The organism is Priestia sp. 53B2 (assembly GCF_056099005.1).
This window is the reverse complement of record NZ_JBLZXA010000009.1, coordinates 1-21830: the sequence shown is the minus strand read 5'-3', so window position 1 is coordinate 21830 and position 21830 is coordinate 1. Positions and strand designations below refer to the sequence as shown.

The window sequence follows — 21830 nt, the reverse complement described above, 5'->3', positions numbered from 1 at the left end:
TGTTTTGTAGTTCACTTATTAGCCTGCTTTTTTTAGAGGGAAATATGCATATTTGCTTTTGGAAGATACAGACAAATAAACGTTCATTTGGATGGGGTGAGCATCTAGCCAACAGGGAATAATCTTTAGGAAGTCAATTTTCTTTACAATCAAAAAGTTGTTCTTCATAATGATGCATGTAATCAAGCTCGTAAGGAGGAGTTTATAGTGAACAATTTTACATTTTATAATCCTACAAAATTAATTTTTGGTAAAGGTCAATTAGAGCAATTAAAAACAGAAGCAAGTCGCTTTGGTAAAAAGATATTATTAGTATACGGCGGAGGAAGCGTAAAACGCAGCGGTTTATACGATCAAGTAATGGATGTACTGAATGACATGAATGCAGAAGTACATGAGTTAGCGGGAGTAGAACCGAACCCTCGTCTGACAACTGTTCGCAAAGGAATCGATATTTGTAAAGAAAACGGTATTGAATTTTTACTTGCAGTTGGTGGAGGAAGCGTAATCGATTGTACAAAAGCAATCGCAGCAGGCGCAAAATATGATGGCGACGTATGGGACATCATTAACCGCGACGTATTCGCAGCTGAAGCTCTTCCATTTGGAACAGTGCTGACATTAGCAGCAACAGGTTCAGAAATGAATGCTGGTTCTGTTATTACAAATTGGGAAACACAAGAAAAATACGGCTGGGGCAGTCCGGCAACATTCCCTCAATTCTCTATTTTAGATCCCGTTAATACATTTACTGTACCAAAAAATCAAACAGTTTATGGCATGGTCGACATGATGAGCCATGTATTTGAACAATATTTCCATGCTGCAACAAATACGTCGCTTCAAGATCGCATGTGTGAAGGAGTACTGCAAACGGTTATTGAAACGGGACCAAAATTATTAAACGACTTAGAGAACTACGAGTTACGTGAAACGATTTTATACAATGGGACAATCGCATTAAACGGTATGTTACAAATGGGACACCAAGGCGATTGGGCTACTCACAATATTGAGCATGCGGTATCAGCTGTATATGACATTCCACATGCAGGTGGATTGGCAATTTTATTCCCGAACTGGATGAAACACGTAATGGATGAGAACGTAGATCGCTTCAAGCAAGTAGCTGTACGCGTATTTAACGTAGATACGGAAGGCAAGACGGATAAAGAAGTAGCGCTTGAAGGTGTTGATAAGCTTCGTGAATTCTGGTCAAGCCTAGGTGCACCAACTCGCTTAGCTGATTATGATATTGGTGAAGACAAATTAGATCTTATGGCTGATCGTGCAATGGCTAAAGGTGAATTTGGTAAATTTAAAAAATTAAACAAAGAAGATGTACTAGCAATCCTACGCGCTTCTTTATAAAATTCTCGATAAAAAACGCCGTGCAAACCGCACGGCGTTTTTTTCTATTCATGATGGATAAGCTTTTTCCGCTGTTTGGTTTTCAAATCATCCCGAACGGTTTTATCAGAAAGAGGAACTCCGCTGTAATAAGCCGCTCTTCCTAGTAAATGCCCAGCAATAGGAGAGGTGATAAACACAAAGACAATCGCTAAAATTAACCGTGCACTAATATGGCCGGTGTCAATCCAAAAGTAGAGTAAACAGCCCACTAATATAAACAGGACGCCTAAGGTAGCACTTTTGGAGGCAGCGTGACTTCTTGTATACGTATCAGGCAAGCGAATAAGCCCAATCATGGTCACAACTGTCAGAAGAGACCCTATTAGTACCAAAGCTCCTACAATGATTTCACTGATCACGTTCATATTCAATCACTTCTCCTTTCTCTAAAAACTTAGAAAAAGCAACAGTACCTACAAAGGCTATGATGCCTAGCAGTAAAATGACTTCGAAAAAAGCCTGAGTTCGAAAAATAATCGAGATGATGGCCGTGATGGCAATGATGTTAATTCCAATAGCATCAAGGGCCATTGCTCGATCAGCAGTTGACGGACCTTTTACCACTCGATAAACAAATCCAATAGTTGAAGCAGAAATGAGAATGAGCGAAACGTTTAAAAAAATATCGAGCATTTAACGACTCACCTCCATAATGGCTTTTTCAAATGTTTGCTGAATATCTGTAATAATGTCATCAATATCGTCTGTATTGATTGCATGAATATAGATAGTAGAATTATCATCTGACACATCCATCACCAGTGTGCCTGGCGTTAGCGTAATTAAAAGAGAAAGAATGGTAATTTCCCATTCACTCTCCAGACGGGTTGGCATTGCAAAGATGGCTGGCTGAATATTTAATTTAGGGCGCAATACGTCCTTAGTCACTGCAATATTGGCTTTGAATAATTCTCGTATGAAAATAAACAGCAGTTTAATGATCGCATACACTTTATGCAAGTAAAAACGCCTATGAAAAAAACGGCGGAAAACAAACAGCAGTACCGCTCCCCAGAAAAAACCTATAATAAAGGAAGGGAGTGTCCAAATCCCTCTCAAAAACATCCATGTGAATGCAATGATTACGTTTAATAATAGTTGAAATGACATGCAGATCTACTCCTTTAACACCGATTGGATATAAATTGAAGGATCCATAAGCGTTTGAGCGGCTGTTGATACATAAGGAATAACAGCTTCTGCTCCTAGTCCCAAAAAGACAGAAACAGCAAGTAAGATAGCGGATGGGTATAGAATGCCTTTAAGGGATATTTTTTCATGCTCAGAAGAAAGCTTAGGTTCACCCCAGAAGCAGCTCATGAAAATCTTAATGGCAGAATATAAAACAAGCAGGCTTGAAACTAGTAAAACTCCTACAAACGTGTAGCTCTCTGATTCTAAGCCGCCCTGAACTAAAAGGAATTTTCCAATAAAGCCGCTTAGGGGAGGAATTCCTGCCAACGAAATAGTAGCGATAAAAAACATCCAGCCAAGCAGCGGATAGTCTTTAATTAACCCACCCATTTTCTTTAATTTTGTTGTTCCAGTTATTCGAATGATGCTTCCAGCAAGAAGGAATAGAGCTGCTTTAATAATCATGTCGTGAATTAAATAATAAATAGCTCCTTCAAAACCTGCGTTTGTTGTCAAGGTCACCCCGTAGACTATGACTCCGACAGCAATAATAATGTTATAAATTAAGATTTTATTTATATCCGAATAAGCAATGGCGCCTACTGCACCAACAACGATAGTCAAAAGCGCAACGTAGCCGATAATTTGATGAGTAAATTCAGGATGATGGTAAAACAGTAAAGTGAAAGTCCTGAAAATCGAATAAACGCCTACTTTTGTGAGCAAAGCACCAAACAACCCGATAATCACGGGTGGAGGCGCACTATATGAACCTGGAAGCCAGAAATACATTGGAAATAAAGCTGCTTTTAAGGCAAAGACGATAAATAAAAGCATGCCAATGGTTGTTAAAATTCCCGGCTGGTTCGCCTCAGCAATTCGCTGTGAAAGGTCCGCCATGTTGAGAGTTCCTGTTACGGCATATAAATAAGCAACGGCAATGACAAACAAAGCGGATGAAATGACATTGACTAAAATATACTTAAGTGACTCTCGAAGCTGTGCTTTTGTACCGCCAATTACAATAAGAGCGTACGAAGACATAAGCATGACTTCAAAAAAGACAAATAAGTTAAAGATATCACCTGTTAAGAAGGCGCCGAATACGCCTACTAATAAAAATTGCACAAATGAATAAAAGTAAAAACGTTCACGCTTTTCCCCAATTGTATGAAAAGCAAAAAGAACGCAACATAGTGTTACCACACTAGCAGTAAGTACGAGAAGGGACGCGAACATGTCCGCTACTAGAATAATTCCAAAAGGAGGCTTCCAGTTCCCAAGCTCGTGAGTTAAAACACCTTTTGATTGAACCAGTTGTACTAAATAGGCAGCAAAAGCAGTGGTGGTGATTAATGATAAAACACTGAATATCCTTTGAAGTTTAATATTGTCTTTGAAAAAAATGAGCACAACACCTACAACAAACGGGATAAGCAGTGGGATGATTACAAAATTACTCGTCATGTTCATTTCCCCTTAACTTGTCCATATCGTCTGTTCCGAGTTCTTGATAAGCCCTGTAAGCTAGTACAAGGAAAAAAGAAGTGACGCCAAAGCTTATGACAATGGCAGTTAAAATTAAGGCTTGAGGTAAAGGATCTGTATAAGAAGAAGCCTTTTCTCCCAGAAGGGGAACACTCCCTCCTTTTAATCCGCCCATCGTTAAAATTAACAGGTGAACACCGTGGCTTAATAAGCCTGTTCCAATAATAATTCGCAGTAAACTGCGGGATAACATGAGATATACAGCGGCAGTGAATAGAATCCCTGCCACTATGGACATTAATATTTCCACTATTCACTCTCTCCAATCGTTTGAATAATGGTCATCGTAACACCAACAACTACTAGATATACACCTAAATCAAACAGTACAACGGTAGCTAAAGATGTTTTCCCGAGAAGGGGAAGGTTAAAGTAGCTATATGTGTGAGTTAGAAATGGAACTTTGAAAATAAATGACCCAAGCCCCGTGAAAATAGCTAGCAGCAGTCCGGAAGCCGCGACCTTCTTATAATCAAATGGGATGACTTTCGATACGGTTTTTATATCGAAAGCCAGCAGTAGTAATACAAGGGCTGCTGAGGTAGTAAGTCCCCCAACAAACCCTCCCCCCGGTGTATAATGACCTGCAAAGAAAAGATGAATGGCAAAAATGATAATAATAAACGTGACTACTTTCGTTGTGGTTTGTAGTATCAAATCATTTTTTTTCACTCTTCTTCCTCCTTTGTTAACCGAAGACGAATCATGCCATAGATAGCAAGAGCTGCTATACAAAGTACGGTAATTTCAAATAATGTATCAAATCCGCGGAAGTCCACAAGGATTACGTTCACCATGTTTTCGCCGCCTGCTTTTTCATAGCTGTTTTCAATAAAGTAATGTGAAATTGATTCAAATAGTTTCGTACTGTTTGCTGATATGCCAAGCAGTGTAACAGTCGTTCCTACAAGAAGAGCAACCAGTAAGTTTGGCAGCTGAAACTTCACCCTTACTTTTCGCTTCCGAAACTCCGGCAAGTAGTAGAAACATAGTAAAAACAGGGATACCGATACAGTTTCAATCACTAATTGAGTCAAAGCTAAGTCAGGAGCTTGGAATAATACGAAAAATAAAGAGAGCGTATACCCGACAACTCCGAGCGAAATAATGGCTGTGAGGCGTGATTTTGCCAATAAAGTTGTGATAGTAGCTGCAACCATTACGACTGCTAATATGGCTTCATAAACGCCTATAGAAGCAGTATCTTTTAAATCAATCGCGAAGGCATTCTGAGAAAAGAGCGTCACGAGAAGTAAAATGCCTATGAAAGTAAAAATGATTAAAAGATAGTCTCTAATAAATCCTGTCATTAATGTTTTCATGATACGTGTTGACCCTTTTTCTATCCCTTTAATTCCATAATTATAGCCGTTATTAAGCGTTAAAGAAGAAGGGAATTGTGTATAAATTTTTGACCACTTTTGAATCGTCATAAATAACAAAATACCAAATATGATGACCCCTAGCGTCATAAATAATTCTGGCGTAAAGCCATGCCAAAATTTAATATGCACTTGATATTCTTTACCTTCAGCTAGCAGGCTAGGTGCGATAGAGGCCATTGTTGGCTCAATAAGGGTTGATTCTAATAAATTAGGAGCAAAGCCAAAAATAACAACCAGTGATGCTAAAATAACAGGTGAAATAAGCATGCCTACTGGTGCTTCATGCGGATTCTTCTCTAGTTTTTCGGGCTGGTATTTGCCTGTAAAGGTTTTAAAGACAAGAATCATACTATAGACGAAAGTGAAAATACTTCCTAACCAAGCGATGATAGGCAGCAAAATTCCCCACGTCTGCATGCTATACATATCCATTTTTGTCACGTTTACCATGCCTGTAAAAAACATCTCTTTACTTAAGAATCCATTAAAAGGAGGAAGACCCGCCATTGAAAATCCCCCGATGATAGCAATGGTAAATGTCACAGGCATGAAGCTCATTAACCCGCCTAACTTTCTAATGTCACGCGTGCCTGTTTCATGATCGACAATGCCTACTACCATAAACAAGCTGCCTTTGAAGGTAGCGTGGTTAATCAAATGGAAAACCGCTGCAGTAAGAGCTACTAAGTAGATATTATCGTCTAAAAAATCATAGTGAATAGCTGCGCTACCTACTCCTATAAGTGACATAATCATCCCGAGCTGACTAATGGTTGAAAAAGCTAAAATCCCTTTCAAGTCTTGTTGCTTTACTGCTGAAAACGAGCCCCAAAACAGTGTAATTAGTCCTATAATTGAAATAGTAAAAAACCAAGTGGCGCTTATAGCAAAAACAGGGCTGAGTCTTGCTAAAAGATAAATTCCCGCTTTTACCATTGTGGCTGAATGAAGGTATGCACTCACTGGGGTTGGAGCTTCCATTGCATCTGGCAGCCAAATATGAAAAGGAAACTGAGCAGATTTTGTAAAGGCCCCTAATAAAATGAGGACTAGAGCTGGAATGAATAGATGACTTGATGTGACTACATCTACGTTTGAGATAATTTCGCGTATGCTGAAAGTACCTGTCATAACGTATAAAAGCACAATTCCTGCTAATAGGGAAAGTCCTCCGAATACGGTAATGAGCATAGATTTTAAGGCTCCGTATTGAGATTTCTCTCGTTTGTACCAATAACCAATCAATAAAAAAGATGAAAGGCTTGTTAATTCCCAAAAGCTGTAAAGGCTCATTAGGTTGTCTGATAATACAACTCCTAGCATCGACCCCATAAAAAGAAGCAAATAGACATAAAACGAATGCAGTGCTTCTTTTGTCTTAGAAAGATAATAAATGGAGTAAAGAATAACAAGTGTCCCAATTCCGGTGATTAATAGAGAAAACAGAAGACCAAGTCCATCCACATAGGCATCAAAGTTAATGCCCAGACTAGGTATCCATTTCATTGAATGTAGATATGTTTCCCCCTTAGAAACACCACTGATATATTGTGTGAAATAAATGAACAACACAAATGGAAGAGGTAAAACGAACCACCCTGTATGAATACGCTGGAATTTCCTATACAGAAGGGGGACAAAAAAGGCTAATAAAAAAGGCGATAAAATCACCAAGTGCAACCACGACAAAAGACAAACCTCCTTGTGATATTCAATTCTGTAACCGATTATATAATAATTTAATTATGCATGCATCCATGCTATTTCTTAGTATCAGCGGATTTTTCAAACCTTATTAAATAAATAGAAACTCGTCACAAAATCCATAAAAAAAACATAAAAAAATTTTTTTGGACGTATAAAAATCACTCGAAATTGTCACTCTAAGAGTGAGGTGATGGAAATGTATAGGAAACAAATAGCCATCAGTTTTCTTATTTTTACCGCATTATGTATGAGCGGATTTGTGCTGAATAATCACTTGGAAATGAAAGAAGAAAACAGGATGCTACTCACTTCTAAAAACCAAGCTGAAAATTCCATATCAATAGACTCTTCCCTTTTAAAAGCCTCTTATAAACCGAGACAATATGTGAAGATAGGTGAAATGAACTATATTGCACCACCCGATAAGCAAATAAAAAACGATTGAAGACCACTCTTTAGTCGTTTTTTATTTGCTTATTATTTGCGTAATCGTGCATGAATTACGTCCTGTAATCAGAGAACATTAGTTGACTTCATAACTGAATTTATCGTTAAATAAAAGGGTACATACAATGATTGCAGTTTCAACAAACTATAATGATTGTGTCAAATTGTAAGTGGATTCACTTGAATTCAGCTAACAGTTTCGATAAAGTGAAAAATAAAGATATTTTAATGGAGGAACAGACTATGACACATGTTCGTTTTGATTATTCAAACGCGTTATCATTTTTTGGTGAACATGAACTTACATACTTACGTGATGCCGTGAAAGTAGCTCACCATTCAATTCATGAGAAAACAGGTGCTGGAAACGACTTTTTAGGATGGGTCGACCTTCCTACGGAGTATGACGAAGAAGAATTTGCACGCATTCAAAAAAGTGCAGAAAAAATTAAATCTGATTCAGATGTATTAATTGTTATCGGTATTGGAGGATCTTACTTAGGTGCTCGTGCTGCTATTGAAATGCTTCAGCATTCATTCTATAACACATTATCAAAAGAACAGCGTAAAACTCCGCAAGTTATTTTTGCTGGTAACAACATCAGCTCAACATACATGAAAGACTTAATGGATGTTTTACAAGATAAAGATTTCTCTATTAATGTTATTTCAAAATCTGGTACAACAACAGAACCGGCGATTGCTTTCCGTATCTTCCGTAAATTATTAGAAGAGAAATATGGCAAAGAAGAAGCACGCAAGCGTATTTATGCAACAACAGATAAAGCGCGTGGCGCATTAAAAACATTAGCGGACGAAGAAGGCTATGAAACATTTGTTATTCCAGATGATGTAGGCGGCCGTTATTCAGTATTAACAGCGGTTGGCTTATTACCAATTGCCGCTGCGGGTCTTGATATCGAACAAATGATGAAAGGGGCAGCTGATGCTCAAGAAGCATTCTCGTCATCAGAGCTAGAAGAGAACCCAGCTTATCAATATGCTGTAGCTCGTAATGTTCTTTATAATAAAGGAAAAACAATTGAAATGCTGATTAACTATGAGCCAGCTCTTCAATACTTTGCTGAATGGTGGAAACAGCTATTTGGCGAAAGTGAAGGAAAAGACCAAAAAGGTATTTACCCTTCATCTGCTAACTTCTCAACGGATCTTCATTCTTTAGGTCAATATGTACAAGAAGGTCGTCGTGATATTTTTGAAACAATTGTACAAGTTCAAGATTCTCGTCATGAGCTAACAATTGAAGAAGATGCAGCGGACTTAGATGGATTAAATTACTTAGCTGGTGAAACAGTTGACTTTGTAAATAAAAAAGCCTTCCAAGGTACAATGCTTGCTCACACAGATGGAGGTGTTCCAAACTTAGTTGTGAACATTCCTGCGCTAGATGAGTATACGTTCGGATATGTTGTATATTTCTTCGAAAAAGCATGTGCAATCAGCGGCTATTTATTAGGCGTAAACCCATTCGATCAGCCGGGAGTAGAAGCATACAAAGTAAATATGTTTGCTCTTCTTGGAAAACCTGGTTTTGAAGAGAAAAAAGCAGAATTAGAAAAGCGTTTGAAATAAGTAAAAAGAGGGCGGTACAAAAGTATTTTAGCCCAAGTGAAAAACGAACCATTAATCAACATGTTTGATTAATGGTTCGTTTTTTTGTTATGGTGAATATAGTTTCATCTGTTTAGGTCCTTCTAGCAGTTGATTGGAGGGCAAGGCGAAGACTCCTGCGGGAAAAGCGCAAGCGACGAGGAGGCTCAGCGCCCGTCCGCGGAAAGCGAAGCCTTGCACGGACATCAACTGCGGTGTCACAAGCGATTTATACGAGCTACTTTATCCAGTTTGTTCGCATTTAGGTTGGATTCATTTAGTTATGTCTCAACCTCTTTTTTGCTTTTGAGATAAAGGATAAAAAGCTGGAAAAAGGACATGTTAAAACAGAGGAGGGATAACATGATTGAATTATCTTCAAGATTAGAGGGCACATTATTCAAGCTTTACGAATTAGAAAAAACGCTTAAGCCGCTTGGGTATAACATTGGAGGGAATTGGGATTATGACAATGGTTCATTCGACTATAAGATGAATGATGAAGTCGGCTATCAGTTTTTACGTATCCCGTTTACAGCTACGAATGGAGAACTGGATTCTAAAGGAACAACCGTACAGATTGGCACGCCATTTTTACTTTCACATAAATATCAAATTGGTCTAGATGACGATGTTCACAATGGAAATGTGAGTGCTTCATTTAATCAGTTTGCAGAACCCCAAGACGCAGACGCTTCATTTCCAGAAAAGTATATCAGCTTAGGAGAAGAGCTAATTAGAGAGGCAGAAGATGAGCTGCTTCAGTAATTGAAGGAACTATTCTTTTTTTAAACTCTCTAATTTTTTCACAAAAATATGCTCGTACATGACTTGACTAATCAACTCGTTTGTTTTAATCATTTCATTCACCCCCAAATTTTGTGCATTTTGAATATGCTTTTTTGTTAACAGTTCAACGATGCTGTAAATAGAAGGGTTCAATCCTTGCAGAGCCACTAACGTAACAATAGTATTCATGTCTGCATATTCTTCTGTCTTATGCTGATCGGCAGTAATCAGCACTTTTTTTGCGTACCGAGCGTTGGCAAGTTCTAATACTTCATAGTGAGAGGGACTTCCTTTAATAAAATGAACGCGATCACAAATCATGGGGTTTTTAGTCAGAGAGTCGTCGATAAGAACAATGTCTTCTTTATGAAATGCATCGCGATAAGACTCTAACACGAGTTTGGCGCGCTCATTCCACCCAACAACGATGAAGTGATCTTTTCCATAAAATTTTAAATTCCCTTCCAAATAAGCGCTCTCAGCGGAAACAGCAATTTTAGAAAGCGTGACAAAATAAGTAGTAATAAACCCCGTTCCGATCAGGACTAAAATAATTGCAGCTAACCTTCCAATCGTAGTGGTCGGAGCAAAATCACCGTACCCTATAGTAGAGATTGTAATAATAACCCACCAAATTCCTTCAAACACATTCCCAAACGTTTGCGGCTCTAGTAAATGTATCAGCATGCCAAAAAGCAGAACAAGGCAGCCGATAATAAAAAGAAGGCGCACTAAAATAGAACGACGAAAAAGTCGAAATAATAGCCATTCCATCATAAAAAAACCTCCAGTGATTAGTCATAGCCACAGTATGACCATTTTTCACTGAAGGTATAAGATATCTTTATCTTTTTACTTCGTAATATTCAATCCATTCTTTGTCTGGACCGTAGAAAAATAAGTATCTTGCTCCATTTGGCAAAGTTACAATGTTTTCTTCCACAAATGAAACGCCTGCTGATTTTAAACGCTCAAACTCCTCTTCAATTCCGTCTACTGCCAGCGCAAAATGATGAACTTTACCTTCGTTAGGTAAGCTTGAGTTATACCCTTGAATTAACTCTACGATTACATTGCCTTCTAAACCTAGAAAAGCTAGCTTCAAAGACGGATCGGTATGTGGTAGTGTTTCGATGAGCTCTAATCCCACTTTTTGTGTATAGAACTCAATAGATTCTTCTATATCCTTTACTTGAACGCCTACATGTTCAAATTTTAAAATTGTCATATGCATCACCCGTATCTATAGTATGTAAAAACTATGAAATATATTAAAGAGAAAGGATATAGAAGTCAAGATAGGGCTGCTTATCAGGAAAGGGCTCTTAAATCATATTTTTGCTGGAGTGAATAGGGTAGAGGCTTCCCTCAAGAGCAAACGAAATTTTGCCTGTTTCTTCAGATACAACTAAAATTAATGCATCCGATTTTTCCGACATTCCAATGGCTGCACGATGACGTGTTCCCAATTTTTTGTTCGTTAAAATAATAGACGAGAGAGGTAAAACATTAGCAGCTGAAATAAGCTGATTATTTCTAATTAGGACGGCTCCGTCATGTAAGGGTGTCCCTGGATAGAACAGTGTCTCAACTAGCGTAGCGCTGACAGGAGCTTGAATAGGCATTCCTTTTTGAATAAGAGAGTCTACATTTTGTTCCCGTTCAATGACAATTAAAGCGCCGTGACGTTTCTCAGAAAGGTTATGAATAGCTAAGGACAGAGCAGCATATTCAAATGTATAAGGCGATAAGTAATGACGCAAGTAATAAGAGGCGGCCGTAGCTTGAACATCTTGAAATAACCTTCTCATCTCCTCAAAATCACATAGGATACAATGATCACTCGTGTCTAAATGTTTAATTAAATTAGAGGCTTCAGTTGAAATCTGCTGTAAATATGTTCGCACATTATTTTTAATTGTATCGTCTAATTGAAAGGGTTGTCTCTCCATCTTATATAGCTCCTATCTGTCAGTCAGTGTTATCTGTAATGTGTGCTAATGTGGGTGAATTATCCGTACAGCTTATAAATCCCTTATTAATTTTATAGAGAGGTTTTGTGTTTTATTTAACAAGAGAATATAAAAAGTTGGGGAAAAAGAAAGCGTTTTATAAACTGGTATGTTCACATTTGGTTTAAATTTACATATGTTGTTTTAAATAAAAGTATAGATATTTCTGTGAATTTAAAGTATAGTTTTCTTATCGGATATATGATTTTTAATGTTGACAAATATTCTAAATATGCTAAAATTTTTAAAAAATGCTTATCAAGAGTGGTGGAGGGATCTGGCCCGCTGAACCCCGGCAACCTGCTTAGCAAGGTGCTAATTCCAGCAAAGTGTGTATCATTTTGAAAGATAAGGCGAAAATTTATTGCCTACCCAGTCTTTCAATATGGAAGACTTTTTATTTTGATATAGCGCAAGCGATAAGTTAAGGAGGGACATCAATGACTGTAACCCCCGACTTAAAACAAATCTTTGAGCACGTCAAAGCAAAGTAAGAATTAAATAGTTTCGCTGACTAGACACACTAGAGGCGGTTTTATCCAATTCTAGTGGGTAAAACCGTCTTTTTTTATTGGATAACGCGGATAAATAAGAATTGGAGTGAAGAAAATGGCAGACCTATATACGTATGAAAACTGGAGTGATATATTTCCAGAGTTCGACAGTGAAGATGAAACAAAAGGAGCCCTTTCAGCATTGCAGTGGGCGTATGATACCTACGGAGATTCAATTATTTATGCATCAAGCTTTGGTATCGAAGGGATCGTGTTAATTGATTTAATTTCAAAAGTGAAAAAAGATGCTGAAATCGTCTTTTTAGATACGGGCGTTCATTTTAAAGAAACATATGAAGTGATTGATGCAATTAAAGAACGCTTTCCTGACTTGCGTATTCATATAAAAAAACCGGATTTAACGCTTGCAGAACAAGCTGAGAAACATGGAGATGAGCTTTGGAAGAGTCAGCCTAACCTATGCTGTCAAATTCGAAAAATCATCCCGTTAAGGGAATCTCTTGCTCCTTATGATGCGTGGATTTCTGGTTTGAGACGCGAGCAGTCTGAATCTCGTGCCAACACGAATTATTTTAATAAAGATGAGAAATTCAAGAAAGTGAAAGTCTGCCCGTTAATTCATTGGTCTTGGAAAGAAGTTTGGCGTTATGTGTATAAGCATGATTTACCATATAACAAACTTCATGATCAAGGCTACCCAAGTATCGGCTGTGAGCCCTGTACCGCACCTGCCTACAATGTAGACGATTTACGTTCAGGAAGATGGGCAGGTACACAAAAAGTTGAATGCGGATTACACGAATCTTAAATACGAAAGAGCTGAATAAATGATGCTTTTATATGTTGCCTTTATCATTGCGCTTTTTTTTGCAATGAATATTGGGGCAAGCGGTGCAGCAGCAGCTATGGGCGTTTCATACGGCTCCGGTGCGATTAAAAAGCGAAGAGTAGCCCTGTTCATCTGTGCTGTAGGTATTGTGCTCGGAGCCATTATCGGAGGCGGCGAGGTGGTGAAAACCATCAGTTCAGGTATCATACCTGAAAAATTGCTGTCAGTAGAATTAGTTATTATCATTCTGGCTGCTGCAACGCTGTCACTCTTTTTCGCGAATTTAATTGGTATCCCTCTATCAACAAGTGAAGTAACGGTTGGTTCAGTTGTTGGAGTAGGAGTAGCTTATCAATCTCTGTATGTGGAAAAACTTTTAGTTGTCATGTCTTTTTGGATTATTGTTCCGCTGGTTTCATTTGTCATTGCTTTTTTTATTGGAAAAGTGATAAAACGCAGAGCGCATAAAAAAGAAGCAGAGGGAAAGTGGAAAAGAGTTTTAACGATTTTAGTTATAGCCACGGGATTCTTTGAAGCCTTCTCAGCTGGAATGAATAACGTGGCAAATGCTGTCGGTCCTCTAGTAGGAGCTGGATTAATGGATGCCACAACGGGTGTCATATCAGGAGGATTGGCTGTGGCGCTCGGAGCTCTTTTACTAGGAGGCCGAGTTATTGAAACAAACGGGAAAAAAATTACTCGCTATTCTGTAGGAGAAGGGTGCATTATCTCGGGTACTGGTGCTTCTCTTGTTACAGCAGCTTCACTTTTTGGTTTGCCAGTACCGCTTACACAGGTCACGACGTCTTCTATTATTGGAATAGGAGCAGCGAAAACGGGATTTACGAAAGAACAGCGCGAAGTGGTCATTCAAATGTTAAAGGTTTGGGTGGTATCCCCTGTATTTTCACTCGTAATCTCATATGTTCTTGTGAAACTAGTACTTGAAAGCGACTTATATTCATTTGTGGTGCTAGCTAGCGGCTGCATTGCCACAGCAGGTGTTCTAAGCTTAGCTAGAACGACTAGAAGAAAAAGAGCAAGCTTGCAGTCGGAAAAAGAAAAAATGACTGCGTGATTCAAGTGCTTTTTATTATATTGTGTTAATTATTTAAGGAGGATTTTACAAAATGACAACAATTCAAGCACACGGTGGAGAATTAATTAATTTATATCAACCAACATATGACTACACTTCACTAACAAAAGAAATCGAAGTAGATAACATGGCTCTAAGTGATTTAGAACTAATTGGAATTGGTGCCTACAGCCCAATTACAGGATTTTTAGGAGAAAAAGATTATCAATCAGTTGTTGAAAATATGCGTTTAGCAGATGGAACAGTATGGAGTATTCCTATCACTCTTCCTGTAACAGAAGAGCAAGCTAAAGAATTAAACATTGGCGACAAAGTAAAGCTTGTTCAAAACGGCGTAACGTACGGTGTTTTAGAAGTTTCTGAAGTATATACGCCAAATAAAGAAAAAGAAGCGGAAAATGTGTACCGCACAGCAGAACTTGCCCATCCTGGCGTGAAAAAAATGATGGAACGCCCAAATGTATATGTAGCAGGTCCAATCGTACTTGTAGAACGTACACCTAAAACGCGTTTTGAAAAATATTATCTAGATCCAACTGAAACAAGAGCAGTATTTGAAGAACGCGGTTGGAAAACGGTTGTTGGATTCCAAACTCGTAACCCTGTTCACCGTGCGCACGAATATATTCAAAAAACGGCATTAGAAATTGTAGACGGCCTGTTTTTAAATCCACTTGTAGGAGAAACAAAGTCAGATGATATCCCAGCAGATATCCGTATGGAAAGTTATGAAGTGCTTTTAGAGAACTATTATCCTAGCGATCGTGTAGCTTTAGCAGTTTTCCCTGCTGCGATGCGCTATGCTGGACCTAGAGAAGCTATTTTCCATGCAATGGTTCGAAAAAACTTTGGATGCACACATTTCATTGTAGGCCGTGACCACGCTGGTGTTGGTGACTACTATGGAACATATGACGCACAAAAAATCTTCAGTAACTTTACAGCAGATGAATTAGGAATTACACCTTTATTCTTTGAACACAGCTTCTATTGCAAGAAGTGTGAAGCGATGGCATCAACGAAAACATGCCCTCACAGCAAGGAAGATCATATGATTCTATCTGGAACAAAGGTACGTGAAATGCTTCGTAACGGAGAAGTGCCACCAAGCACATTCAGCCGTAAAGAAGTAATTGAAGTGTTAATTAAAGGATTAGCAAAACAAAAATTATCTTCAAAATAAGGAGCGGTTGAAGTGAGCAAATCAACAAACATTACGTGGCATGATGCTGGAATTACAAAAGAGGAAAGACGCGAGCAAAATAATCATCACAGTTTTGTATTATGGTTTACAGGTCTTTCGGGTTCAGGTAAATCTACCGTAGCAAACGCAGTGGCAAAAGCGCTTTTTGATAAAAATATTCGCAACTATGTATTAGATGGTGACAATGTTCGTTTCGGCTTAAATAAGAATCTAGGGTTTTCTGCTGAAGATCGTACAGAAAATATTCGCCGTATCGGTGAGGTTTCTAAGCTATTTGTAGACAGCGGTCAAGTGGTACTAACAGCATTTATCTCTCCATTCCAAGAGGACCGCGCTCAAGTGCGTGAGATCTTAGAGGGGAATGAATTTTTGGAAGTATACGTGGAGTGTCCGTTAGAAGAATGTGAAAAAAGAGATCCAAAAGGCCTTTACAAAAAAGCAAGAAGCGGAGAAATTCGTGATTTTACAGGAATTGATTCTCCGTATGAGTCACCGGCTAATGCTGAATTAACAATTAATACAAGCACACAGTCTGTAGAAGAATGTGTACAAACTGTTATTGAATATTTAGCTAACCGAAAATTTATCTAAATGACAGCGGACTTTGTCCGCTGTTCTAATTCAAATTAAAATGTGGGAGCGCTGCGGAGACGTGGAAATGATGGAAGGGTGAAAGGCATTCATGGGGAAAGTATATCTAGTCGGTGCAGGACCGGGAGATCCAGATTTAATTACATTAAAAGGGTTGAAAGCAATTCAGCAAGCAGATGTTATCTTATATGATCGTTTAGTGAATAAGGACCTGCTGGAGTATGCTAAAAGTGATGCAGATATCATTTACTGTGGAAAGCTTCCGAACTACCATACCCTCAAGCAAGAAACAATTAACAACTTTTTAGTGAAATTTGCTAAAAAAGGAAAAATTGTAACACGATTAAAAGGCGGAGATCCATTTGTTTTTGGACGCGGAGGGGAAGAAGCAGAAGCTCTCGTGCAGCAGGGCATTTCATTTGAAATTGTTCCAGGAATTACATCAGGCATCGCAGCCGCTGCTTATGCAGGAATCCCTGTCACTCACCGGGAATACAGCGCAAGCTTTGCTTTTGTAGCAGGCCATCGTAAAGATAGCGAGCATGATGCAATCAAATGGGATAGCCTAGCCAAAGGTGTAGATACTCTTGCGATTTATATGGGAGTGCGGAACTTACCGTACATTTGCCAACAGTTAATGAAACATGGAAAAACTTCAGCTACGCCAATTGCATTGATTCACTGGGGAACATGTGCGGACCAGCGCACTGTAACTGGAACTCTTGGTACAATTGTTGATATTGTTAAAGAAGAACAAATTGAAAATCCAAGTATGATTATCGTTGGTGAAGTTGTGAATTTTCATGACCGATTAAATTGGTTTGAGAAGACTGGACAGCATTACTATTCGTATGCACAAGAAGCTTACTAAAGAGGTTGATTATATGGATGCAGTTTTATATGTTTGCCATGGCAGCCGCGTAAAAGAAGGCGCTGACCAGGCAGTTGCTTTTATTGAAAGATGTAAAAAAAATCTAGATGTACCGATTCAAGAAGTTTGTTTCCTAGAACTAGCTTCCCCCACTATTGAACAAGGATTTGAAGTATGTATTGAACAAGGTGCTACTCGTATTGCAATTGTGCCTCTTCTGTTATTAACAGCTGCGCATGCAAAGCATGATATACCCGAAGAAATACACAAAGTATATGAACGTTATCCCCAGGTAGAAGTGCTGTATGGAGAACCGTTCGGCGTAGACGAACGAATTGTTGATATCTTGGTAGAGAGAATCAATGAAACCAATGTGGATAAGCATGAAGATTCGATGGTATTGTTGGTCGGCAGAGGAAGCAGTGATCCTGCTGTGAAAAAAGATTTTAACGAAATAGCTCAACTGCTAAAAGGTAAAGGTGCTTTTAAAGAAGTGAGCACATGCTATTTAGCTGCAGCTTCTCCTAATTTAAAAGAAGGCCTGCACCTTGCTAAACGAACTTCGTATAAGCAAGTATTCGTTCTTCCGTACCTTTTGTTTACCGGTATTTTAATGAACGAAATTAAGGAAGAATTGGAGCAGCTATCAACAGATGCCCAGCAGTTTATCTTAGCCAACTACCTAGGTTATCATGATGGACTTGCACACATTTTAAGTCACCAAGTAAAAACGTTATTATCGAGCAAAGGAAATCAATACGATGTATACCGTTATGCTTGATTTAAAGGGTCGTTCAGTCTTAGTAGTTGGGGGCGGAACAATCGCAACTCGTAGAATTAAAGGTTTTTTACAAGAAGGAGCAGCCATTACAGTGGTTGCTCCAACTGTTTCAGCTGAAATAAATGAATGGGAAGCTAAAGATCAGCTGCGTGTAAAAAGAAAAAAAGTAGGAGAAGAAGACTTACTTAATGTCTTTTTAATTGTTGTGGCTACAAATGATCAAGCTGTGAATAAGTTTGTTAAGCAGCATATTAAAAATGATCAGTTGGTTAATATGGCCAGCAGTTTTTCCGATGGAAATATTCAAATTCCTGCACAGTTTTCTAGAGGGAGATTATCGCTAGCAATATCCACAGATGGCGCTAGTCCTTTGTTGACAAAACGAATCAAAGAAGACTTATCCTCAAATTATGATGAGAGTTACACACAGTATACACAGTTTTTGTATGAATGCAGAGTTCTTATCCACAGATTGAATGTGTCAAAGAGCCGTAAACATGAGTTATTAACAGAAATTATCGATGATCAATACCGGCTGTCTCTAGTAAAACAGCGAGAATTTTTACAACAGATTGAAAAATATAAATAAAAAACGGCCAATTGGCCGTTTTTTATTTATACATTTTCAACTTCAATGCTTCGAATACCGCTGATTTTTTGAATTTCGTAATACACTTCTGTAGTAGGGCGCTGGTTATTAACTGACACTTTCATTCGTATATACAATTCATTGGTGTCTAAATCTTTGATTCGAATATTTTTAATTGTAATATTCTTTTCTCTAATGCTGTTAGTTGTATCAAAGATATTGTGCTTATCCGCCAGCTTGAGTTGAAGAATAAGCTCTTTCTCGCGCAGTTGCCTAGGCCCTAAAATAGTAATAAGGAAGGGAAGAAGTTCAACGCTGATGATGAGCAGTACAACTCCGGTAATAGCTTCAGGATAAAACCCTGCACCTACAGCAATTCCTATACCTGCTGCTCCCCAGATAATAGCCGCTGTTGTAAGCCCTGAGATGCTGTCATTTTCTTTTCGTAAAATGACACCCGCCCCTAAAAAACCAATTCCAGAAACAATTTGAGCGGCCAGACGAAGCGGGTCCATTGTGATGTGATCACCTTTATTAAAGATTTGAGAAGACTCAATCGAAACAATCGTGAGTAAACAGCTAATAATGGAAATTACGAGAGATGTTTTTAAACCAACAGGCTTTCGTTTTAGTTCCCTTTCAATTCCAATAATAAGACCAAGTACAGCGGAAATACCTAATTTGAGCAACATTTCATTTTCCATTATTTTCACCTATTTCAATAAACATTGTTGTTTATATCTGTATGAAAGAAGAAAAACAGATATGTATCAGTATAGTAAACTTTTCTTCATAATGACAGGTGAAATTCAAAAAAATCTGATTATTTATAAAGCGCTACGATCTTTTCTTTTAATTTATATTTTTGAATCTTGCCGGATGCCGTCATGGGAAAGTCGTCTATAAAATAAATATGTTCCGGAATTTTGAAATGAGCAAGCTTACCTTTGCAAAAGTCTTTGATTTCTTGAGCGGTAAGAAAAGAATGTTGCTTGAGTTTAATGCATGCAGCAACTCGTTCTCCATACTTTGGATCAGGAATACCGACAATTTGCACATCTTCTACCTCGGGTATTCTATATAAAAACTCTTCAATCTCTCTTGGGTAAATGTTTTCTCCGCCTCTAATAATCATATCTTTTAGACGTCCTGTAATTTTTACATAGCCATCCTTATCGATGGTAGCTAAATCTCCTGTATGTAGCCAACCTTCTACAATTGTTTTTTTTGTTTCTTCCGGCATTTTATAATACCCTTTCATTGTTAAATATCCTTTTGCACAAAGTTCTCCTTGTTCTCCGAAAGAAGCTGGTTTACCTGTAACTGGATTAATAATTTGAATCTGTACATGATTATGAACTTTGCCAACCGTTTGTACTCGCCGCTCGATAGAATCAGTTGGGGTTGTTTGGGTGATTACAGGAGATGTTTCGGTTTGACCATAGGCGATCGTAATTTCATTGATGCCCATGTCATGTATGACTCGTTTCATTACTTCTGCTGGACAATTAGAACCAGCCATGATTCCTGTGCGAAGAGTAGATAAATCATATTGATTAAACTCAAGTGCATTTAATTCCGCAATAAACATAGTTGGTACACCGTGAAGAGCTGTACATTTTTCGTTCTCTACGGTGCGTAAAACAGAGGCAGGTTGAAATTCAATAATCGGTAGCATAGTAGCACCTACAGATACGCATGCTAGAACACCCAGCACACATCCAAAGCAATGAAAGAAAGGAACTGGGATGCATAAGCGGTCTTCGTTAGTCAGTTTCATAGACTGAGCAACTAAAAAGCCGTTGTTTACTATATTATGGTGACTTAGCATAACTCCTTTTGGAAAACCTGTTGTTCCGGAAGTATATTGCATATTGATAACATCATGGATATGTAGGGATTGTTCATGCTTATCGAGAACCTCATCCGATACCATTAAGCTACTCATTAAAAACTCGTTCCAAGATGTATGTTCGCTTGATCCACTTAAGTTTATAAGATGTTTTAGTTTGGGAAGATTATGTTCAATACTGGTGATAATAGACGTATAAGAAGTGCTTTTAAATTCATCAATGAAAAATAGCGCTGTTGTATCAGAATGACTCAATACATACTCTAATTCAGAGGATTGATAACTTGTATTAAGGGTAACCAAAACAGCACCTATTCTAGCTGCTGCGAATTGAAGAAGCAACCACTCCGGCACATTGGTAGCCCAGATAGCGATATGGTCGCCTTTTTTGAGACCGGTGGCTAGAAGTGCCTTTGCAACTCGAGAGGTTTCTTGATAAAATTCCGCGTACGTATAGCGAATATTTTGTTCAGAGTAGATAACCGCTTCTTGATGCCCAAACTTTTTTGTACTTTCTTTTAAAAGTTCTCCAACCGTTAATTCAAGCAATGGTTTCATTTGGTTTCCTCCTTGAATAATGTTAAAGTATAAATGGAAGCGTTTTCTAAAAGTAGTTTATCAAATTTAAAGAAAGTGTTCCAAAAAATCATTCGACAAATTCCTTCACTGTCCATCGTACGTATGAAGAAGAGAAGTAACTGAATTTATCGCATCGATTTCAATAAGTAAGTATACTGAATGCGAATATTGTAATAAAATAAAGAAATGTCTCCTTTTTATAAGAAGACAACGCATGTTAATAAAGAATGGTATAAAAATATGAAGTAAACAAACAAAAAATCATGCTGAATGTTGAAAGTGAAATAAATGAAAGGCCGTTGACTTTGCCTTCTTTATTAGACATTTGAATTGATTCCCGATAAGCAAGTGAAATTAAGAGAATAGACATACAAAAGGACAAATAGAGTGCAGCTGCAATTAAGGTATCCAAGTGAACGCCTCCTTGGCGGATAATGATTTAATAGACATTATGCTAGTGTGGGTCTAGATATGCTAGTATCTATTAATTGGCTAACGTTTCGTTTACAAGAAAATAGTTTTTAAAAAGATATCGAAAAACTATTGCACAATAAAAGAAGGCATGGTATATTATTAAATGTCGCTAAGATGAACTGCTAAAGCAAACATCGAAGTGATAAACAAATAAAAAAACTTGTTGACAACTAGGTTGCAACTTGTTATGATGGTAAAGTCGCTTAAGAGCGGCGGTTGAACTTTGAAAACTGAACAAAGCGACAAACGTCAACGTTAATTTTTTTATTTTATATGAGCAAGTCAAACATTTCTTCGGAGAGTTTGATCCTGGCTCAGGATGAACGCTGGCGGCGTGCCTAATACATGCAAGTCGAGCGAACTGATTAGAAGCTTGCTTCTATGACGTTAGCGGCGGACG

General features: G+C 38.1%; 24 protein-coding genes, 1 rRNA gene and 1 riboswitch. Of the genes, 12 read left to right on the top strand and 13 right to left on the bottom strand.

The window, feature by feature from the left end:
• Positions 1-207: 207 nt before the first annotated feature.
• Positions 208-1371 carry an iron-containing alcohol dehydrogenase gene (locus ACN6NE_RS09275; protein ID WP_129705240.1) on the top strand — a complete coding sequence of 388 codons (1164 nt, stop codon included), beginning with the start codon at positions 208-210 and terminating at the stop codon, positions 1369-1371.
• A gap of 44 nt (positions 1372-1415) precedes the next feature.
• Here ACN6NE_RS09275 and mnhG read toward each other — a convergent pair whose 3' ends face one another.
• The 7 genes from mnhG to ACN6NE_RS09240 are packed head-to-tail and all read right to left on the bottom strand — an operon-like array spanning position 1416 to position 7169.
• Positions 1416-1778 (bottom strand): monovalent cation/H(+) antiporter subunit G, encoded by a 363-nt coding sequence (gene mnhG, locus ACN6NE_RS09270; RefSeq protein WP_129705239.1) that lies wholly within the window; start codon positions 1776-1778, stop codon positions 1416-1418.
• On the bottom strand, positions 1762-2046 hold the full coding sequence (locus ACN6NE_RS09265; RefSeq protein ID WP_013059595.1) for a Na(+)/H(+) antiporter subunit F1: 285 nt from the start codon (positions 2044-2046) through the stop codon (positions 1762-1764). Before ACN6NE_RS09265 ends, mnhG begins: the two co-directional genes overlap by 17 nt.
• Positions 2047-2523 (bottom strand): Na+/H+ antiporter subunit E, encoded by a 477-nt coding sequence (locus tag ACN6NE_RS09260; protein ID WP_013059594.1) that lies wholly within the window; start codon positions 2521-2523, stop codon positions 2047-2049.
• Positions 2524-2529: 6 nt separating this feature from the next.
• Complete coding sequence (locus tag ACN6NE_RS09255; RefSeq protein WP_129705237.1) at positions 2530-4014, bottom strand: Na+/H+ antiporter subunit D; 1485 nt, start codon at positions 4012-4014, stop codon at positions 2530-2532.
• Positions 4004-4345 carry a Na(+)/H(+) antiporter subunit C gene (locus tag ACN6NE_RS09250; RefSeq protein WP_013059592.1) on the bottom strand — a complete coding sequence of 114 codons (342 nt, stop codon included), beginning with the start codon at positions 4343-4345 and terminating at the stop codon, positions 4004-4006. Before ACN6NE_RS09250 ends, ACN6NE_RS09255 begins: the two co-directional genes overlap by 11 nt.
• Positions 4345-4767, bottom strand: a complete 423-nt coding sequence (locus ACN6NE_RS09245) for a Na(+)/H(+) antiporter subunit B (protein ID WP_129705235.1) — start codon at positions 4765-4767, stop codon at positions 4345-4347. Before ACN6NE_RS09245 ends, ACN6NE_RS09250 begins: the two co-directional genes overlap by 1 nt.
• Positions 4764-7169 (bottom strand): Na+/H+ antiporter subunit A, encoded by a 2406-nt coding sequence (locus tag ACN6NE_RS09240; RefSeq protein ID WP_474325236.1) that lies wholly within the window; start codon positions 7167-7169, stop codon positions 4764-4766. Before ACN6NE_RS09240 ends, ACN6NE_RS09245 begins: the two co-directional genes overlap by 4 nt.
• Before the next feature lie 214 nt (positions 7170-7383).
• Here ACN6NE_RS09240 and ACN6NE_RS09235 point away from each other — a divergent pair, with 214 nt between their 5' ends.
• From ACN6NE_RS09235 to ACN6NE_RS09225, 3 genes are all read left to right on the top strand, one after another.
• Complete coding sequence (locus tag ACN6NE_RS09235; protein ID WP_238159370.1) at positions 7384-7632, top strand: hypothetical protein; 249 nt, start codon at positions 7384-7386, stop codon at positions 7630-7632.
• 245 nt (positions 7633-7877) lie between these two features.
• Positions 7878-9227 carry a glucose-6-phosphate isomerase gene (locus tag ACN6NE_RS09230; protein WP_129705231.1) on the top strand — a complete coding sequence of 450 codons (1350 nt, stop codon included), beginning with the start codon at positions 7878-7880 and terminating at the stop codon, positions 9225-9227.
• A gap of 381 nt (positions 9228-9608) precedes the next feature.
• Positions 9609-10013, top strand: a complete 405-nt coding sequence (locus ACN6NE_RS09225) for a YugN-like family protein (RefSeq protein WP_474325233.1) — start codon at positions 9609-9611, stop codon at positions 10011-10013.
• A 9-nt stretch (positions 10014-10022) separates the two neighbouring features.
• Here the strand turns inward: ACN6NE_RS09225 and ACN6NE_RS09220 are convergent, their stop codons facing one another.
• The 3 genes from ACN6NE_RS09220 to cdaS form a co-directional block, all read right to left on the bottom strand.
• A complete protein-coding gene (locus tag ACN6NE_RS09220) occupies positions 10023-10811 on the bottom strand; it encodes a potassium channel family protein (RefSeq protein ID WP_129705227.1) in 789 nt (262 codons plus the stop codon).
• 67 nt (positions 10812-10878) lie between these two features.
• Complete coding sequence (locus tag ACN6NE_RS09215; protein ID WP_013085297.1) at positions 10879-11262, bottom strand: VOC family protein; 384 nt, start codon at positions 11260-11262, stop codon at positions 10879-10881.
• Between the two features lie 97 nt (positions 11263-11359).
• Positions 11360-11986, bottom strand: coding sequence for a sporulation-specific diadenylate cyclase CdaS (gene cdaS / locus ACN6NE_RS09210; RefSeq protein WP_129705225.1), 627 nt, complete (start codon positions 11984-11986; stop codon positions 11360-11362).
• A gap of 312 nt (positions 11987-12298) precedes the next feature.
• A riboswitch (SAM riboswitch) is annotated at positions 12299-12401 on the top strand.
• 254 nt (positions 12402-12655) lie between these two features.
• Here cdaS and ACN6NE_RS09205 point away from each other — a divergent pair.
• From ACN6NE_RS09205 to ACN6NE_RS09175, 7 genes are all read left to right on the top strand, one after another.
• Positions 12656-13369, top strand: a complete 714-nt coding sequence (locus ACN6NE_RS09205; RefSeq protein WP_129705223.1) for a phosphoadenylyl-sulfate reductase — start codon at positions 12656-12658, stop codon at positions 13367-13369.
• A 19-nt stretch (positions 13370-13388) separates the two neighbouring features.
• Entirely contained in the window at positions 13389-14468 is a 1080-nt protein-coding gene (locus ACN6NE_RS09200; RefSeq protein WP_129705221.1) for an inorganic phosphate transporter, read from the top strand.
• 52 nt (positions 14469-14520) lie between these two features.
• Positions 14521-15672: a sulfate adenylyltransferase gene (gene sat, locus ACN6NE_RS09195; protein ID WP_129705219.1), complete on the top strand. Its 1152-nt coding sequence runs from the start codon at positions 14521-14523 to the stop codon at positions 15670-15672.
• A gap of 12 nt (positions 15673-15684) precedes the next feature.
• The gene (gene cysC, locus ACN6NE_RS09190; protein ID WP_129705217.1) at positions 15685-16284 is read left to right on the top strand and encodes an adenylyl-sulfate kinase; all 600 of its coding nucleotides are present in this window, start codon (positions 15685-15687) and stop codon (positions 16282-16284) included.
• A gap of 91 nt (positions 16285-16375) precedes the next feature.
• Positions 16376-17155: a uroporphyrinogen-III C-methyltransferase gene (cobA, locus tag ACN6NE_RS09185; protein WP_057239738.1), complete on the top strand. Its 780-nt coding sequence runs from the start codon at positions 16376-16378 to the stop codon at positions 17153-17155.
• A gap of 13 nt (positions 17156-17168) precedes the next feature.
• Positions 17169-17936, top strand: a complete 768-nt coding sequence (locus ACN6NE_RS09180) for a sirohydrochlorin chelatase (protein ID WP_474325229.1) — start codon at positions 17169-17171, stop codon at positions 17934-17936.
• Entirely contained in the window at positions 17917-18525 is a 609-nt protein-coding gene (locus ACN6NE_RS09175; protein WP_129705211.1) for an NAD(P)-binding protein, read from the top strand. The genes ACN6NE_RS09180 and ACN6NE_RS09175 overlap by 20 nt, the downstream gene beginning before the upstream one ends.
• A gap of 26 nt (positions 18526-18551) precedes the next feature.
• On the opposite strand, the gene ACN6NE_RS09170 is transcribed toward ACN6NE_RS09175, so the two are convergent.
• The 3 genes from ACN6NE_RS09170 to ACN6NE_RS09160 all read right to left on the bottom strand — a co-directional run bounded on the left by ACN6NE_RS09170 (position 18552) and on the right by ACN6NE_RS09160 (position 21368).
• Positions 18552-19229 (bottom strand): MgtC/SapB family protein, encoded by a 678-nt coding sequence (locus ACN6NE_RS09170; RefSeq protein ID WP_013059577.1) that lies wholly within the window; start codon positions 19227-19229, stop codon positions 18552-18554.
• A gap of 119 nt (positions 19230-19348) precedes the next feature.
• Complete coding sequence (locus ACN6NE_RS09165; protein WP_474325227.1) at positions 19349-20935, bottom strand: AMP-binding protein; 1587 nt, start codon at positions 20933-20935, stop codon at positions 19349-19351.
• Positions 20936-21173: 238 nt separating this feature from the next.
• The gene (locus ACN6NE_RS09160; RefSeq protein ID WP_129705208.1) at positions 21174-21368 is read right to left on the bottom strand and encodes a hypothetical protein; all 195 of its coding nucleotides are present in this window, start codon (positions 21366-21368) and stop codon (positions 21174-21176) included.
• Positions 21369-21721: 353 nt separating this feature from the next.
• Between ACN6NE_RS09160 and ACN6NE_RS09155 the strand changes: the two genes are divergently transcribed.
• Positions 21722-21830: ribosomal RNA gene (locus ACN6NE_RS09155) — 16S ribosomal RNA — on the top strand; the annotation flags it as partial.

Excerpts from the sequence above, each read along its gene's own strand:
- ACN6NE_RS09205 (WP_129705223.1), top strand. The coding sequence starts at position 12,656 with ATGGCAGACCTATATACGTATGAAAACTGGAGTGATATATTTCCAGAG.
- cobA (WP_057239738.1), top strand. The coding sequence starts at position 16,376 with ATGGGGAAAGTATATCTAGTCGGTGCAGGACCGGGAGATCCAGATTTA.
- cdaS (WP_129705225.1), bottom strand. The coding sequence starts at position 11,986 with ATGGAGAGACAACCCTTTCAATTAGACGATACAATTAAAAATAATGTG.
- ACN6NE_RS09220 (WP_129705227.1), bottom strand. The coding sequence starts at position 10,811 with ATGATGGAATGGCTATTATTTCGACTTTTTCGTCGTTCTATTTTAGTG.
- ACN6NE_RS09200 (WP_129705221.1), top strand. The coding sequence starts at position 13,389 with ATGATGCTTTTATATGTTGCCTTTATCATTGCGCTTTTTTTTGCAATG.
- ACN6NE_RS09165 (WP_474325227.1), bottom strand. The coding sequence starts at position 20,935 with ATGAAACCATTGCTTGAATTAACGGTTGGAGAACTTTTAAAAGAAAGT.
- ACN6NE_RS09175 (WP_129705211.1), top strand. The coding sequence starts at position 17,917 with ATGTATACCGTTATGCTTGATTTAAAGGGTCGTTCAGTCTTAGTAGTT.
- ACN6NE_RS09180 (WP_474325229.1), top strand. The coding sequence starts at position 17,169 with ATGGATGCAGTTTTATATGTTTGCCATGGCAGCCGCGTAAAAGAAGGC.
- ACN6NE_RS09255 (WP_129705237.1), bottom strand. The coding sequence starts at position 4,014 with ATGACGAGTAATTTTGTAATCATCCCACTGCTTATCCCGTTTGTTGTA.
- ACN6NE_RS09235 (WP_238159370.1), top strand. The coding sequence starts at position 7,384 with ATGTATAGGAAACAAATAGCCATCAGTTTTCTTATTTTTACCGCATTA.
- sat (WP_129705219.1), top strand. The coding sequence starts at position 14,521 with ATGACAACAATTCAAGCACACGGTGGAGAATTAATTAATTTATATCAA.
- ACN6NE_RS09225 (WP_474325233.1), top strand. The coding sequence starts at position 9,609 with ATGATTGAATTATCTTCAAGATTAGAGGGCACATTATTCAAGCTTTAC.
- ACN6NE_RS09265 (WP_013059595.1), bottom strand. The coding sequence starts at position 2,046 with ATGCTCGATATTTTTTTAAACGTTTCGCTCATTCTCATTTCTGCTTCA.
- ACN6NE_RS09260 (WP_013059594.1), bottom strand. The coding sequence starts at position 2,523 with ATGTCATTTCAACTATTATTAAACGTAATCATTGCATTCACATGGATG.
- ACN6NE_RS09170 (WP_013059577.1), bottom strand. The coding sequence starts at position 19,229 with ATGGAAAATGAAATGTTGCTCAAATTAGGTATTTCCGCTGTACTTGGT.
- ACN6NE_RS09230 (WP_129705231.1), top strand. The coding sequence starts at position 7,878 with ATGACACATGTTCGTTTTGATTATTCAAACGCGTTATCATTTTTTGGT.
- mnhG (WP_129705239.1), bottom strand. The coding sequence starts at position 1,778 with ATGAACGTGATCAGTGAAATCATTGTAGGAGCTTTGGTACTAATAGGG.
- ACN6NE_RS09215 (WP_013085297.1), bottom strand. The coding sequence starts at position 11,262 with ATGACAATTTTAAAATTTGAACATGTAGGCGTTCAAGTAAAGGATATA.